Source organism: Streptomyces sp. NPDC050388 (assembly GCF_040655635.1).
Lineage (GTDB): Bacteria > Actinomycetota > Actinomycetes > Streptomycetales > Streptomycetaceae > Streptomyces.
In genome coordinates this window covers 45,448-60,465 of record NZ_JBFAKH010000035.1, presented here as the reverse complement: position 1 = coordinate 60,465, position 15,018 = coordinate 45,448, and the positions used below count along the sequence as shown (strand labels likewise).

General features: G+C 71.1%; 14 protein-coding genes. 11 read left to right on the top strand and 3 right to left on the bottom strand.

The window, feature by feature from the left end:
• Nucleotides 1-19: 19 nt before the first annotated feature.
• Nucleotides 20-1,180, bottom strand: a complete 1,161-nt coding sequence (locus AB0I73_RS21270) for an acyl-CoA dehydrogenase family protein (RefSeq protein WP_363039565.1) — start codon at nt 1,178-1,180, stop codon at nt 20-22.
• 250 nt (nt 1,181-1,430) lie between these two features.
• Here AB0I73_RS21270 and AB0I73_RS21265 point away from each other — a divergent pair, with 250 nt between their 5' ends.
• The 9 genes from AB0I73_RS21265 (at nt 1,431) to AB0I73_RS21225 (ending at nt 10,822) form a co-directional block, all read left to right on the top strand.
• Nucleotides 1,431-2,927, top strand: coding sequence for a carotenoid oxygenase family protein (locus tag AB0I73_RS21265; protein ID WP_363039563.1), 1,497 nt, complete (start codon nt 1,431-1,433; stop codon nt 2,925-2,927).
• 362 nt (nt 2,928-3,289) lie between these two features.
• Nucleotides 3,290-4,294: a hypothetical protein gene (locus AB0I73_RS21260; RefSeq protein ID WP_363039561.1), complete on the top strand. Its 1,005-nt coding sequence runs from the start codon at nt 3,290-3,292 to the stop codon at nt 4,292-4,294.
• A 4-nt stretch (nt 4,295-4,298) separates the two neighbouring features.
• Nucleotides 4,299-5,303, top strand: a complete 1,005-nt coding sequence (locus AB0I73_RS21255) for a phosphotransferase family protein (RefSeq protein WP_363039559.1) — start codon at nt 4,299-4,301, stop codon at nt 5,301-5,303.
• On the top strand, nt 5,300-5,704 hold the full coding sequence (locus tag AB0I73_RS21250) for a hypothetical protein (RefSeq protein ID WP_363039557.1): 405 nt from the start codon (nt 5,300-5,302) through the stop codon (nt 5,702-5,704). The genes AB0I73_RS21255 and AB0I73_RS21250 overlap by 4 nt, the downstream gene beginning before the upstream one ends.
• 25 nt (nt 5,705-5,729) lie before the next feature.
• The gene (locus tag AB0I73_RS21245) at nt 5,730-6,644 is read left to right on the top strand and encodes an LLM class flavin-dependent oxidoreductase (RefSeq protein ID WP_363039555.1); all 915 of its coding nucleotides are present in this window, start codon (nt 5,730-5,732) and stop codon (nt 6,642-6,644) included.
• A 114-nt stretch (nt 6,645-6,758) separates the two neighbouring features.
• Complete coding sequence (locus tag AB0I73_RS21240) at nt 6,759-7,904, top strand: acyl-CoA dehydrogenase family protein (protein WP_363039553.1); 1,146 nt, start codon at nt 6,759-6,761, stop codon at nt 7,902-7,904.
• Nucleotides 7,904-8,965 (top strand): acyl-CoA dehydrogenase family protein, encoded by a 1,062-nt coding sequence (locus tag AB0I73_RS21235; protein WP_363039551.1) that lies wholly within the window; start codon nt 7,904-7,906, stop codon nt 8,963-8,965. Before AB0I73_RS21240 ends, AB0I73_RS21235 begins: the two co-directional genes overlap by 1 nt.
• Nucleotides 8,966-9,056: 91 nt before the next feature.
• The gene (locus AB0I73_RS21230; RefSeq protein ID WP_363039549.1) at nt 9,057-10,208 is read left to right on the top strand and encodes an acyl-CoA dehydrogenase family protein; all 1,152 of its coding nucleotides are present in this window, start codon (nt 9,057-9,059) and stop codon (nt 10,206-10,208) included.
• Nucleotides 10,209-10,252: 44 nt separating this feature from the next.
• Nucleotides 10,253-10,822: a TetR/AcrR family transcriptional regulator gene (locus tag AB0I73_RS21225; protein WP_363039547.1), complete on the top strand. Its 570-nt coding sequence runs from the start codon at nt 10,253-10,255 to the stop codon at nt 10,820-10,822.
• Here the strand turns inward: AB0I73_RS21225 and AB0I73_RS21220 are convergent.
• Together AB0I73_RS21220 and AB0I73_RS21215 are read right to left on the bottom strand one after the other, a co-directional pair.
• A complete protein-coding gene (locus tag AB0I73_RS21220) occupies nt 10,810-11,466 on the bottom strand; it encodes a TetR/AcrR family transcriptional regulator (RefSeq protein WP_363039545.1) in 657 nt (218 codons plus the stop codon). The genes AB0I73_RS21225 and AB0I73_RS21220 overlap by 13 nt on opposite strands.
• A 194-nt stretch (nt 11,467-11,660) precedes the next feature.
• On the bottom strand, nt 11,661-12,149 hold the full coding sequence (locus AB0I73_RS21215; RefSeq protein WP_363039543.1) for a PaaI family thioesterase: 489 nt from the start codon (nt 12,147-12,149) through the stop codon (nt 11,661-11,663).
• 327 nt (nt 12,150-12,476) lie between these two features.
• On the opposite strand from AB0I73_RS21215, the gene AB0I73_RS21210 reads away from it, so the two are divergent.
• Both AB0I73_RS21210 and AB0I73_RS21205 read left to right on the top strand, forming a co-directional pair.
• Entirely contained in the window at nt 12,477-14,027 is a 1,551-nt protein-coding gene (locus AB0I73_RS21210) for an AMP-binding protein (RefSeq protein WP_363039541.1), read from the top strand.
• Nucleotides 14,024-14,431: a nuclear transport factor 2 family protein gene (locus AB0I73_RS21205; protein ID WP_363039539.1), complete on the top strand. Its 408-nt coding sequence runs from the start codon at nt 14,024-14,026 to the stop codon at nt 14,429-14,431. The genes AB0I73_RS21210 and AB0I73_RS21205 overlap by 4 nt, the downstream gene beginning before the upstream one ends.
• Nucleotides 14,432-15,018 lie beyond the last annotated feature (587 nt).

Sequence of the window (15,018 nt, the reverse complement as noted above, 5' to 3'; positions counted from 1 at the left end):
CGGGATGCGCCCGGTGCGGTCAGCGGTTCCGCAGTCCGAGCGTGCCCGCGATGATGTCCCGCTGGATCTCGTTCGTCCCGGCGTAGATGGTCGGGGCGATGCTCAGCCGCAGGTGCCGCTGCATCTCGAACTCCATGCTGTAGCCGTAGCCCCCCATGAGCTGCACCCCCTCGAGCGCCACCCGCTTGGCGGTCTCGGTCGACTTGACCTTGGCCATGGAGGTGGCGCGCACCCGCTCCTCCTCCGTGCCGATCCCCTCGGCGACCCGCCGCGTCACGTCGTGCACCAGTGTCCGGGTGGCCTCCACCTCGATCGCCAGATCGGCGATGCGGTGGCTCACCGCCTGGAAGCTGCCCACCGGGGCCCCGAACTGGCGGCGCTCCCGGACGTAGGCGAGGAGATCGTCCAACGTACGTCGGGCCAGGCCCAGTTGCTGGGCGGCGCAGACGATGCGCTCGCCGTTCAGGCAGGCCATCAGCTGACGCCAGGCCCCGCCCACGGTGCCGACGACCGCTTCGTCGGGCACGAACACGTCGTCGAAGAAGACGTCGTTGACCTCGCTGCCGCCCAGGGTCGGGATGGGGCGGACAACCACTCCCGGCGCGTCGGCCGGGACTTCGAACATGGTCAGCCCGTCGTGCCGCCGCTCCTCGCGGGAGGTGCGGGCGACCAGCAGCAACGCGGTGGCGTGCTGGGCGTCGGAGCACCAGGTCTTCTGCCCGGTGATGCGGTAGCCGCCCTCCACCCGGTCGGCCTGGCAGGTGATGGCCGCCGCGTCCGAGCCGGCCTCCGGCTCGGAGATGCTGATGGAGTAGACCTTGCCTTCGCAGATCGCGCCGAGCGCGGCCGCCTTCTGGGCCTCGGTGCCGAACCGCTTGTAGACCCCGGCGACGGTGTGCGAGGGGCCCATGCCGTGGACCGGCGCCAGGCCTCGCCACAACTCCTCGAAGGCCAGGACCTGATCGATCAGGCCCCCGCCGCTGCCGCCGTACTCCTCGGGCACGGAGACGCCCACGTAGCCGACCGCGGCGAGTTTGGCGTACAGCTCCGCGTTGTGCTGCTCCTCGCCTCCGTCGGTGAGGGCATCGCGCTGCTCACGGGTTCCGCACTCGCGCCGGCAGAAGTCCCGCACGGCTTCCACGAAGTCCTGCTGCTCGCCGGTGAACGCATAGGTAGTCAAGGCACCTCCTGTTGCCGCGGCATGACCGATCGCGACACAAATCTCGGGATGAGAACGACCATTCACCTGATGGTGGGTCGGCTTGATCTCTCGAAGCTACCAGCCAAGGCCGTCCCGGCCTACAGGTCGGAGGAATTTTCGGAACGATCGTTTACGTCTCGCAAAACACGGTGTTAGCCTCGCCGCACCACAGTCCACATGGACGGTGGTGCCCGTCCGCGGCGCCGCCGTCACAGCCTGGAGGTACGCCATGGGGTACCCGCTTCCGGACGAGGTCGCGTTCAAAGGGCCCTTCGCGCCCATGCGCTTCGAAGCGACAGTCGAGGAATGCATCGTCAGCCAGGGTGAGATTCCCAAGGAACTGTCCGGGGGGTTCTACCGCACCGGTCCCACCTGGAAGCGCCCGACCAAGCAGGGCACCAACCCGCTGCTCAGCATGGACGGCATGGTCCAGGGACTGATCCTGGACAACGGCCGGGCCGACTTCCGCAACCGCTGGATCCGCACCCCCAAGTACGTGCTCGAGGAGGGCCGGCAGCACGGCGTCTTCGAGTGGCTCGACAGCGGTTTCGGCGACTGGCGCGACTTCGCCTACGGGGACGTGACCCGGGACGCGCTCACCTGCGGAGTCCCGCAGGGCACGAACAACATCAACATCTTCCCCTTCGCGGGCGAGGTCGTCGCGCTCAGCGAACAGGGCGGCCCCCCGATCGCCCTGGACCCGATCACGCTCGACACCAAGGGCATCGTGCCCTGGTCCTCGAAGCTCAGCGCGGGCGTGCACCTGCCCACCGCGTTCGGCGACGCCGACCTCGCCGCCCACCCCAAGTGGGACCACGAGACGGGCACCCTGTACGGCTGGAACTACCGGGACGTCGCCCCCTACGTGACGATCCACGTCATCAGCCCGGACGGCCGGGTCGAGACCCGCGACCTGCACGACGCCCCGTACAACACGGTGGCGCACGACATCTGGCTCACCCCGGAATGGATCGTGATGCCCTTCCAGCCCTTCACCATCTCGCAGGAGCAGGTCCGCGAGCGGCAGGTGGGCATCTGGGGGTGGGACGAGACGCTTCCGATCGTCATCGCGCTCATCCCGAGGAACGACATCCAGGGCAAGATCAGATGGATCAAGACGGACCTGCCCCCGCAGTACGTCATGCACACGATGTCGGCCAACGTGGAGAACGGCAAGCTCACGCTGGACGCCCCCGTCTTCAACCGGCCGCCCTTCCCCTTCGAGCAGGACCTCAAGGTGGGCGAGGAGGTCGCACTGTTCTTCTCCGTCGCCAAGAGCTTCCTGGGGCGCTGGACCATCGACCTCGCCACCGGCGCGACCTCGAGCGAGCAGCTCTCGGACCGCCCGAGCGAACTGCCCAAGGTGGACGAGCGGTTCTACGGCAAGGGCTACCAGTTCGGCTTCCAGGTCGGCGGCGTCGTCAAGCGCAAGGGCATGTCGATGAACAGCCTCGTGGTGACGAACATGCGCACCATGAGCGAGCAGGTCTACCAGATCCGCGAGGGTGAGCCGGCCGCGGTGCTCGAGGCCACGTTCGCGCCGAGGCGTCCGGACTCCCCGGAGGGCGACGGCTACATCATCGTCCCCGTCTCCTGGTGGGCCGACAAGCGCGGCCAGTACCTCATCTTCGACACCGACGACATCACCAAGGGCCCGGTCTGCACCATCGACCTGCCCTTTGCCCTCGGCTGGACCCCGCACGGCCACTGGTCCGACTTCCGCTGACGCAACCCCGAGTGCGTCCGGCCGGCCGCGAGGCGACCGGCGGCACGCCCCCGGCCTCGGACGCGGCCGCAGCGCGGCCCCGACCCTCCTCCGGCACCCGCCTCGCCCCGGCGGCGAACGCGCCGCGGAACCCCGACCGCCCCTCGACGCGGCCAGGATCGACCCGGACCGGCGCCTACCGCCGCGTACCGCCCGGCGCCCCGACGGCCCCTCCGCGGGCCCGTCCGACGGGCCGCCCCAGCGCTCCCCCGGTGCTCGTCACCGAGAGGCCCCCGAGTCCACACAGACCGTTGACCCCGGGGCAACCAGCACATACTATTGAGATTCAGTGACTCACAAAGATGGGACAGATCATGTCGGCGTTGATCCCTGAAGGCCTGACCCCCGCGGACGAAGGCACCCACCTCTGCCCCCCCGGATTCGACGGACTGTGGGGGGACACGTTCTGGGTCAGCGTGGTCGACCCCGAGGCGAACGTCCACGGCGTCAACCACTTCCACCTCACCAACAAGGGGTACGCCCGCCTGACCGCCTTCTACATCATCGACGGCGAGCACCAGTGGTACGGCAACAAGATCCCCTTCGACGCCGGCCAGGGCGGCATCACGTCCTTCGGTGACGAGCGCATCTCCTACGAGGTCGTGCGGCCCTTCGAGGAGATCCGCATCCGCTTCGACGGCAGCCGGTTCGCCTTCGACCTGACCTTCAACGGTCGCTTCCAGGCGTTCAACTACGACAACTTCGAGCGCGACCCGATGAAGAACGTCGGCAAGACCGCCGTCGTGCACGGCGGCCACTGGGAGCAGGCGCTGGCCGTCACCGGCACCGTCGAGCTCCGGCACGGCCCCAACAGCGGCGACGTGCGCCAGATCGACTCCTTCGGCTTCCGCGACCGCAGCTGGTCCACCCGGTTCTCCGAGGAGTCCCCCTGGGCCGACTCCCAGCGCCCCGACCGCCAGGCCCACTTCTGGCCCTCGATCTCACTGCCCGAGCGCCACATCAGCCTCATGGGCATCACCGCCACCAAGACCACGGGCGACCAGGAAGCGGTCGTGGCCGGCTTCGTCTCCGACAAGGACGGCTCCCGCGAGGTCAAGTCCGCCGAGATGGTCCCCGTCGTGGGCGACCTGCGGACCCAGTCGTCCTTCGGGTACCGGATCGAGCTGGCCGACGGCGAGGTCCTCAACGTCCGCACGACCGACCACTTCGGCACGATCAAGCTGTGGGACCGCGGCGAGAACGACCTCGAGAACCGCTTCGACTGCTACGAGCCCTTCGTGGCCTTCGAGGTCGAGGAGACCGGCGAGCGCGGCGTCGGTGTGTGCGAGTACAGCGTCATCCCGCCCCGCCCGCGCTGGCAGGCATGATCCCATGAGCGAGTCCCGCTTCACCGAGCGCGTGCGGGAGGTCGTCCTGACCCGTCTGCCCGAACTCGAGGTGCGCGAAGTCGTCTCCGTGGACCGCCTTTCCGGCGGACTCTCCTTCGAGACGTACACCGTCACCACGAGGACGGCGGACGGGCCGGGCCGGCTCATCCTGCGCCGTGAGCCGACGGGTGGTCCGCTGGCTCCCTACGACATCGGCTTCGAGGCCGACGTCTACCGGTCCCTGGCCGACTCGAACGTCCCCGTCCCGCGGGTGCACCTGCACGAATCCGACCCGGACGTCCTCGACCGTCCGTTCGTCGTCGCGGAGTTCGTCACCGGGGAGGCCTTCGTGCACTCCTCGGCGCGGTTCGAGGAGGCGGGAACCCGTGAGACGGTCCTGGACCGGTTCACGGAGATGCTGGTCCGGGTCCACACCCTGCCCGTCGAAGGCCTGCCCTGCGGGCCGGGCGGGGTGGGCACCGGGGCCGGCGACGAGGTCCGGCACTGGCGGAAACGATTCGCCGAAGTGGAGCTGTCCCCTCGGCCCATCCTCCGCCGGGTGCTCGACGTCCTGGAGGAGCACGCGCCGACCGAGTACCCCCGGGCCCTCGTGCACGGTGACTACCGGCTGTCGAACCTGCTCTGGAAGGACGGCGAGATCACCGGCGTCCTGGACTGGGAACGTTCGTTCATCGGCGATCCCCTCGCCGATGTCGCCTTCACCCGCAACAAGGCCCTCGCCGGCTGGTGCCGGATCAACGGCCCGGCAGCCGAGCGGTACACCGAGCTGACCGGCTACGAGATTGACCCCCGGCGCATTCTCTTCTGGCAGCTCGTCGAACTCGTCAAGGTGGTGTACGTGGGCATGGCCTCGGCCGCCGCGCTGGCCCGGGGGACCACCTCGGACCTGCGGCTGCTCTCCGTCGCCAACGCCTCCACGGCCGTGGAGCCCGCGATGGTCAGACTCACCGACGCACTGGCTTCCGGAGCCGAGGGAGGCACCCGATGATCTGGATGAGGACCGAGGAACTCGTCGACGCGGTGCACAGGTCCCTCCTGGAGAACATCGCCCCCGCCGTCACGGACCCGTACGCGAAGGTGCAGGTGATCGCCGCCGCGCACGTCATGGCCGAGCTACGGCAGCGGATCGTGGACGGCGATCCCGTGGTCCGCGACAACGCGGCCCTCGAGGCACTGCTCGACTCCTGGGGCGAACCCCGCCCCGCCGGTGACGACGGCGACCCCCGGGTCGCCAACCGGCACGCCCGCGACGCCGTGGTCCGGGCGGTGGCCGGGCAGGACGAACCCCGGGCCCGCGAGATGACGGCCGAGGTCGCGCGGATCGAGTCCACCCTCGCCCAGGACGACATGCGATGGGTGTGCCGGGACGCCATGGCCACACTCGAGTGATCTACGGAAGCAGGGACCCGAGGCCATGCGGATCGGACTGAGCATCAGCGGACTGGCCGACACGGCCGACGAAGCCAGGCGCGCCGAGGAGGCGGGCTTCGACTTCGTCGGCTGCGGCGAGCACGTCTTCTTCCACGGCCCCACGCCCAACGCGTTCGTCGCCCTGGCCGCCGCGGCAGGGGCGACGAGCCGGGTCCGGCTGGTCACCTCGATCGCCCTCGCCCCCGTCTACCCGGGCGCGCTGTTCGCGAAGCTGACCGCGGCGCTCGACGTGGTCAGCGGGGGCCGGCTCGACCTCGGGGTCGGCGCCGGCGGGGAGTACCCGGCCGAGTTCACGGCGGTCGGGGTGGACGTGAACGAGCGTTTCCGTCGACTGGACGAGACGCTCGAACTCCTCCGGCGGCTCGGCCCCGGCGGTCCCGTCACCTTCGACGGCGAGTTCACCGCACTCGACGGCGTCGCCCTCCGGCCGGCGCCCACACAGCACGAAGGCCCACCCGTCTGGATGGGCGGCCGGGGCGAGGGCGCGCTGCGCCGCGCCGGGCGGTGGGCCGACGTGTGGATGCCGTACCTGCTCGATCCGGCCCGGGTGCGCGACGGGCTGGCGAAGGTGCGCGACCACGCGGCGGCACAGGGCCGCGACCCCCGCCCGCTGAGCGGGGCGCTCCTGGCCTGGACGGCCGTCGACGAGGACGACGCCTGGGCGCGCGCCACCGGCACGGCGGCGGTGAGCGCCACCTACGCCCAGGACTTCTCGGGTCTGGCGGACCGCTACCTCCTGCTCGGCTCACCCGACCGGGTGCTGGAGCGCCTGGCGCAGTACGCGCGGGCCGGTGTCGAGCACGTCCTGTTCCAGGTCGCGGCCTCCGACGCCGCGGACCGCAGGCGGATCATCGACACACTCACCGAGCGGGTACTGCCCGAGGCCGGAAGGCTCTGACCCTTCCCGCGCCCGGCGCCGGTACCCGGAACGCTCGGAAAACGCGGTGCGCGACGCCGCTCGCCGAACAGCGGCGCGCACCGCTCCCTACAACACATGTGACGGGAGGTCGACATGCGAAATCCACTCGTTCCCCCGGTCGTGGGCGAGGGCCCGCGACTGCGGTCCCTGCGCGCCGAGGTACGTGCGTTCACGGCCGAGCAGGCCGCCGCGGGAACGTTCGTTCCCCGCGTGGACACGTGGCTCACGAGCTGGGACCGCGAGTTCACCCGCGAGCTGGGCCGGCGGGGATGGCTCGGGATGGTCGTCCCGAAGGAGTACGGCGGGCAGGGCCGGACGTTCCTGGAACGCTTCGTCGTGACGGAGGAACTCCTGGCCTCGGGCGCGCCCGTGGCCGCGCACTGGATCGCCGAACGTCAGGTCGGCCCGTCGCTCCTGCGGTTCGGGAGCGAGCAGGTCAAGCAGACGTTCCTGCCCCGGATCAGTCGGGGCGAGGTGCTCTTCGGCATCGGCATGTCCGAGCCGGAGTCCGGGTCGGACCTGGCCAGCGTCCAGACCCGGGCGACCCGGTGCGAGGGGGGCTGGCGCCTCACCGGCACCAAGGTGTGGACCTCGGGCGCGCACCGGGCCGACTGGTTCATCGTGCTCGCACGCAGTGCCCCGCTCGACGAGCGGGCCAGGCATGCGGGGCTCAGCCAGTTCCTCGTCGACCTCGGCTCGGACGGGGTCACCGTCGCGCCGATCGTCTCCATGAGCGGCGAGCACCATTTCAACGAGGTGCACCTCGACGACGTCTTCGTCCCCGACGACCTCGTGCTGGGGCAGGCGGGCGACGGCTGGCTGCAGGTGACCTCCGAACTCGGTTACGAGCGCAGCGGTCCCGAGCGGATCCTGTCCACCTGGGCGCTGCTGGCCGCCGCGACCGGGTGCGTCGAGAGCGGCGCGCTGCCGCAGGACCCGCAGCTCGGCCGTCTGGTCGGTCGCGTCGCCGCGCTGCGGCAGATGTCGTTGGCGGTCTCGAACGCGCTGGAGGCACGGCAGGACGCGGACACCGCGGCGGCCGTGGTGAAGCTGCTGGGCACGACCACCGAGGGCGACATCGCCGAGTACGTGGCCACGCTCGCCGCCAACGGCGGGTTGGACGAGGGGGTGCGCGTGCTGCTGGACGCGGCGCTCCTGCAACGTCCCGGGTACACGCTGCGGGGCGGCACGAACGAGATTCTCACGGGCGTCGTCGCCCGCGGACTGGGGCTGCGCTGATGACTGGACCCGAAGGCAGACTGACGACGGAGCTCACGGCCGATCCCGACCTCGTCGAGATCTTCACCGAGCTCATGGACAAGCACCGGTCCGCGACCGTGCCCGCGGCGCGGAGCGATCTCGACCGCGCGCTGTGGGAGCAGCTCGACCGGCTCGGGTTCACCCTGCTGTCGACGAGCGAGGAGCACGGCGGCAGTGGAGGGACCCTCCTCGACTCGACGGCGCTGCTCGGACTCGCCGCGGGAGCGGGTGCCGCGGTCCCCCTGGCCGAGCACGATCTGCTCGCCGCCTGGCTCCTCGCCGAGGCCGGGCTGCCCGCCCCCGCCGGCATCCGCACCGCGGCCGATCCGGACGCCGACGGGTTCCGCCGCTCCGTGCCCTGGGCGGGGCGGACGGACGGTGTCGTCGCCCTGTGGCACGACCCGACCGATCGGGTGTGGCGGGTCGCGGACCTGGCGGGCGAAGACCTGGCGGTGACCGCGCAGGACGACCTGTCGGGGCTGCCGCGCGCGCACGTCCGGTTCGCCTTGCGGGCGCTGCGGGCGGGTGCCGTGGTGGGCCCCGAGGTGGCGGAGCGGTACACGCTGCGCGGGAGCCTCGCGCGCTGTGCGCAGATGACCGGGGCCATGGAGGCCGCGCTCGACCTGGTGGTCGCGTACGCGAACGAGCGGGTGCAGTTCGGGCGGCCCGTCGGCCGCTTCCAGGCCGTACAGCACCTGGTCGTCGGGATCGCCGCCGAGGTGTCCCTGGCGCGGGCCGCGACGGACGCCGCCGCGCAGTCGGTGATGGTGCGCGGATGGGACGACGAGCACACCCGGTTCCTGGTCGCCGTCGCCCGCTCGGGTGTCGGGCACGCCTCCTCGCTGGTGGTCCGCTCGGCCCACCAGGTGCTGGGTGCGATCGGGACGACCGCGGAGCACCCGCTGCACCGGTTGACCAAGCCGGTGCTGGCCTGGCGCGGCGACTTCGGCTCGATGCGCGAGTGGGACGTCCGGCTGACCGAGTCCGCGGTGCGGGCCGGCGGCGCCGGTCTGTGGGAGCGCGTCGCCCCCCTGTCATGACGGCGCGCCGACGCGGACGCGCGCGTCCCCGCACGCCCCAGGACCCCGTACGCAATGCCGGACGACCGGCGAGAACACGAGGAGCACACTTGTGAGACGCACACTCTTCGACGAGGACCACGACGCCTTCCGCGCCTCGGTGCGCACCTTCGTGGAGCGTGAGATCCAGCCGTACTACCAGGAGTGGGCCGAGCGCGGGCTGGTGGACCGGGAGCTGTACACCAAGGCGGCCCGCCAGGGCCTGGTGGGGCTCCAGGTGCCGGAGGAGTACGGCGGGGCCGGGGCGACCAGCTACAAGTTCAACGCGGTGTTCATCGAGGAGACGATCCTCGGCGACGCCAACCTCGGCTCCCTGCGGGTGCACTCGGAGGTCTGCCTGCCCTACCTGCTCCGCTACTGCACGCCGGAGCAGCGGAGCCGGTGGTTGCCGGCGGTCGCCCGCGGCGAGCTGGTGCTGGCCCTGGCGATCACGGAGCCCGGTACGGGTTCGGACGTCGCCGGTGTCCGGACCACGGCGCGCCGCGACGGCGACCACTACGTCCTCAACGGGGCGAAGACGTTCATCACCGGGGGCGCCAACGCGGACCGGGTGCTGGTGGTGTGCCGGACCGCGCCGGCCACCGAGGACGACAGGCGCGCGGGGCTCTCGATCCTGGTCGTGGACACCCGCAGCCCCGGCTTCGAGGTGGGCCGCAAGCTGGACAAGATCGGTCTGCGCGCGCAGGACACCATGGAGCTCTCCTTCGCCGACGTCCGGGTCCCGGTGGAGGACCTACTGGGGGAAGAGGGGAACGCCTTCGGGTACCTGGCCCACAACCTGGCCCAGGAACGGCTGACCATCGCCGTCGCGGGAATGGCTTCGGCCGTGCGGGCGCTGGAACTGGCCACCTCGTACGCCCAGGAGCGGAGCGTGTTCGGCAGGCGTCTCCAGGATTTCCAGAACACCAAGTTCGTCCTGGCCGAGTGCGCCACCGAGATCGCGGCGGGGCAGGCGCTGGTGGACCAGTCGATCGAGGCGCTCGACCGCGGCACGCTCACCCCCGCGGACGCCGCGCGGGCGAAGCTGTTCGTCTCGGAGATGCAGCAGCGTGTCGTCGACAAGTGCCTCCAGGTGCACGGCGGTTACGGCTACATCAACGAGTACCCGATCGCCGGCCTGTACGCGGACGCGCGCGTCACCCGCATCTTCGGCGGTACCTCGGAGGTCATGAAGTCCATCATTGCCAAGTCGCTCGGCCTGTGAGCGCGGCGGGCGGTCCGGCACGGGCGTCTCGTAGAATCTCCGCCATGCCCCGTCATCAAGAGATCCTGCTGGCAGCCGAACGCCTGTTCTTCGAGCGCAGCTTCGACGGCGTCGGGGTCGACGACATCGGCAGGGCGGCCGGGACCAGCGGTTCGGCGATCTACCGCTACTTCTCCGGCAAGGACGAGATCCTGGCCGCGCTCTTCAGCCGGGTGCTGGACGAGCTCCTCGTCCGCTCCGGCAGGCCCGGCGACGATCCGCACGAGGAGCTCGAGTCCCTGCTGCGCGGCTTCATCGAGCTGGCGACGAGTCACGAGATGCTGGCGGCGATCTGGGTCAGGGAGCAGCGTTCGCTGGCCGACCCCTACCGGGGGGAGCACGTGCGACGCCTGCGCCGCTTCTCGGACCGGTGGGTGGACTGCCTCGACCGCAGCTATCCCGGCCGCTCCCGCGAGGAACTGCTGATCGCCTCCAGGGCCGTCCAGACGATGCTGCTGGCGGAGGCCCTGCGTCCGCCGGAGACCCGGCGGCCGGCCGGGTCGCACGAGCTGATGCTGCGGATGGCGCGGGCCGGCCTGAAGGCGCTCGAGACGGGTCGGCCTCAGGACTCCTGAGGTCCGGCCCCCTCGGGCCCCCGGGGCGGGGCCTGCGGCAGCAGGGCGAGCGCGGCTTCCGTGATCACCTTGCGCGTGTACTTGCTGCCGGGGCGGTACCAGCGGGAGACCCACAGGCACTGGCCGAGCAGCAGCCGGGCGGTGACCACCGGGTCGGCCTCGGCCAGCAGGCCGTCCTTCATGGCGTCCTTGAGGACCTTGACCCACAGGCTCTCGTAGTGCCGGCTGAAGGAGCGCCAGCGCTCGTAGGAGTCCTGGGGCAGCCCACCGCCGCCGAAGAAGACGGGCAGGTAGCCCCGCATGCGCACGGCGGCGTCGACCTGGAGCGTGATCAGGGCTTCGAGCTTCTCCCTCGCCGTGTCCTCACTGGCGACGATCTTCTCGGCCGCCTCGGTGAGTTCCTTGGTGCTCCGCTCGAAGAGCACCGCGATGATGTGTTCCTTGGTGGGGTAGGTGCGGTACAGCGTGGCGCGTGAGACGTTCAGTCGGTCCGCTGCCGCGGTGACGCTGACTCCGTCGTGCCCCTCCTCCGCATAGAGCTTGGCGACAGTGGTGGCCAGCGCATCCGGGTCGATCACCCGACGCGGTCGCCCGAGCGGCCGCTTTCCCTCGCCGTTGGCGTCCTGATGTCGTGACCCTGTCACTTTGGAGACTCTCCGTTTCTGGAAGGGGTGGTGCGGCCATGATACGGCGAGTCTCGCCGATGACTCCCGCCGTGCACCCGGTCACACCGTCGTCGGCGGCACGTGCGCGGTGCGCGCGCCTCGCGGCCGGCCGGCCCGCTCCAGCGCATCCACCCCGGTCCGCTCGCCGCACTCGCACATCGCGCCCCCGCCGGTCACCGGTTCGGCCCCCGTGAGTATTCCAGCGCGCGGCGGGCCTCCCGGCTGCGGCGCACCGACATCACGCCACTGGCTTCCGCCCGGAGCTCCCCGTCGGAGCCGGTCACCCGCACCTGCGCGAAGACCACGGTGCGCCCGGAGCGCCGGACCGAGACGGACAATCCCATGGGCAGGTCGCAGGGTTGGTAGTAGTCGACGGTGAGCGAGGCCGTCGCGATGCCGTCACCCGCGTCCACCGCCCGCACGCACGTGACGCCGAGCGCGTGGTCGACGGCCGCGGCGACCACTCCGCCGTGCACGGCGCCGTTGGGGTTGACCGGGATGGGACTGCTCCTGGCGACGAACTCCCCCTCACCGTAGGCGAGTCGCAGGCAACGCACGTCGAAACCGGTCGCGAAGGGCAGCGTGTTCGCCCACGCGCACCACTCCTCGTCCGACGCCTCGACGGGCACCAGGGGGTACTCCTCGGACGCTGCAACGGGCATGCTTCCCCTCCGGCTCGTGGTTCGGTGCGGCACTTGCGGCCACCCCCGCGGGGTGCCGGGGTCCGCGCGCGTCGCCTCGGCCCCGCAGGGGCGTCGGCCGGGTGCACCGCGGAGGTCCGGGACTTCCCGTCCACTGCCGTGCCCCGCCTCGGGGACACACTACTATTTCGAGACGGGTAATGTCTAAAGGTTGATCGTCGCACCCGTTGACCCCGCACCCGCGATCCCTATAGTGAGACACGCAACGTCAAAATTGTGGTGCGTCGGGAAACCTCTCGTCCGCACCGCTCCGACGCCTGGGCAGGCGCCGTGACGGACGGGGCGGACATGACCACCGCGCGAGCGGTCGGCTGCCGGGGCACACGGAAGTGGGGAGTGGGAATGGGCCACGACGCGCAATTCGACGGTGACTGGAAGCCGTCCTCGTGGGACTACGTGCCCGAGTACGGCGACCGCCCCCCGCCCTGGCGCCGTCTCCTGGTCGAGCGGATCCTGCGGCTGAGCGCACGCCGCCGTCCGCACGAGACGGCCGTGGTCTGCGGGGACCGGACGCTCACCTGGCTCGAGTTCGACCGTCTCGCCGACCGCGCCGCCGACGGACTCCTGCGCAGCGGACTCCGACCGGGCTCCGTCGTGGCGCTCAGCGCCACGAACCTCCCGGAGACCTTCGCCATGCTGTTCGGCATCGCCCGGGCAGGCATGGTCGTGCTCCCCCTCAACCCGATGAACTCGCCCAAGGAGATCGAGTTCCAGATCTCCGAGGCCAAGGCGGACCTGACGATCTCCGCGGCGGGTCCCACCGTCCTGGACGTCATCGACCGGGGCCGACCGGACGTCGTCCACGAGGCCGACGTCGAGGAGACCTCGCCCTACTGGGTCCGCTTCACCTCCGGCACCACCGGCCTGCCCCGCATGTTCCCCAACAGCCAGCGCAACATCAGCCTCCAGGCCCTCCACATGGCGCTGGACCTCCGGTACCGCTCGGACGACACCTTCCTCGTCAACGCCCCCCTCGCGCACGCCTCCTTCAACTTCGCGCTCGCCGCCGTGCAGGCCGGGGCGAAGGTGGTCCTGCACGAGAAGTTCGACCCGGAGAACCTCTGGCAGGACTGCGCGCGCCAGGGCATCACCCAGATGTTCATGGTCCCCACGATGCTGGCCGCGGCGCTGCGGCACCCCGGCGAGGCCCCCGACCTGCGCACCGTCTTCGTCACCGGGGCGACACTGCCCCCCACCCTCAAGAAGGCGGCCGTCGAGCGGTTCCCGCACGTCGACTTCACCGAGCTGTACGGGACCTCCGAACTCGGCATGCTCGCGCTGCTGCGCGGCGACGAGAGCGCCGGCCGCGAGGGCTCCGTCGGGCTGCCGCACTTCGCCTCCCGGATCCGCATCCTCGACGACGAGGGCAACCAGCTCCCCGCGGGCGAGATAGGCATCATCTATCTCCAGGGCCTCATCATGACCAGCGGCTTCAACGGCTCGGTGCCCGCGCCCGAGAACTCCACCAGGAACGGGTGGGTCACCTCCGGGGACATGGGCCACCTGGACGAGGACGGTTATCTCTACCTCGCGGACCGCCGCTCCGACCTCATCCTCACCGGCGGGATGAACGTCTACCCCGCCGAGGTCGAGAACGCCCTGCTCCAGGCACCCGGAGTGCGCGAGGTCGCCGTCGTCGGGACCCCCGACGACCACTGGGGCCAGAAGGTCACCGCGGTCGTCGTCGGCGACGCCGACCAGGAGGCCCTCGACGCCCACTGCCGCGACCTGCTCGCCTCCTACAAGATCCCCCGCCTCTACCGCTTCGTCGACGCGCTCCCCACCTCACCCACCGGGAAAGTTCTCCGCCGCCTGCTCCGAGAGGAAACACAGAAGTGACCACCACCGCCCGGGGCACCCTCCGCGAGTTCATGACCCGCATCGGCGATCCGGCCACCGCCCGCCAGGCCTTCGAGCTGGTCGCCGAGGACTTCGTCGCCAACGAGCCCGACAGTCTCCCCTACCGAGGGCAGCACCACGGCCCGCGCGGCCTGCGCGGACTGCTGCGTCAGATCAACGAACACTTCGAGATCTCCATCGAGAACGTCCAGGTCACCGACGCCGGACCGGACCGCGCCCTGGCCGACGTGCAGATCCGACTCGCCTCGCGCACCACCGGCAGGAAGCTCTCCACCCGGGTGCTGGAGCTCTACCGCGTGGAGAACGGCAAGCTCGTGGCCCTCGACGTCTTCTACCAGGACACCCACGCCCTGGTCGCTCTCCTCGACGAGGACGGACAGTGACGCGGCGCGCCTAGCCGGAACTCCGGCAGGGAGACGGACACGCACGCGCGAACACAGCCGCCCAGGACGCCGGCGCACAGGGCGCAAGGGAGCAGGGCGTGCGGCAACGGCGGGTTCGCCCTGGCCACGGGTGCCGCACAGGGCACGGGCGGGTCGAGCGCACGGCTCCTGTCCGAGGACGGGCCGCTGTCCTGTGGCCGACATCGACCACGGGACAGCGGCCCGGCTCGTCACGGGGGCGAGCGTGCGGAAAGCGTGCTGCTGGTCGTGTCGTCCGCCGAAGACCGGGAGCGGGAGGCGCGCGACGCCGAGGAGCACCACGGCCGCCCGGACGGACTCGTCGGCAGTGCGCCCACCGCCTTCACCGGGAGGACCGAAGCGTAGCGCCGGCGGTCCCACCGCCGCAGAAAGGACGGCAGCACCTGCCCATGCCCACATCGAGGGTCAGCCGACTGCGTGTCGGCGGCCACTCGCCGCCGTCACCGAGGAGGGCGCAGAGCGGCGGGGGCCGCTCCGGGGTACGTCCACCGGGCGCTCCCGGTCCCGCGCGGGCCGCCCTCACGGGCCATGCTCCCGCCTCCCGCGCC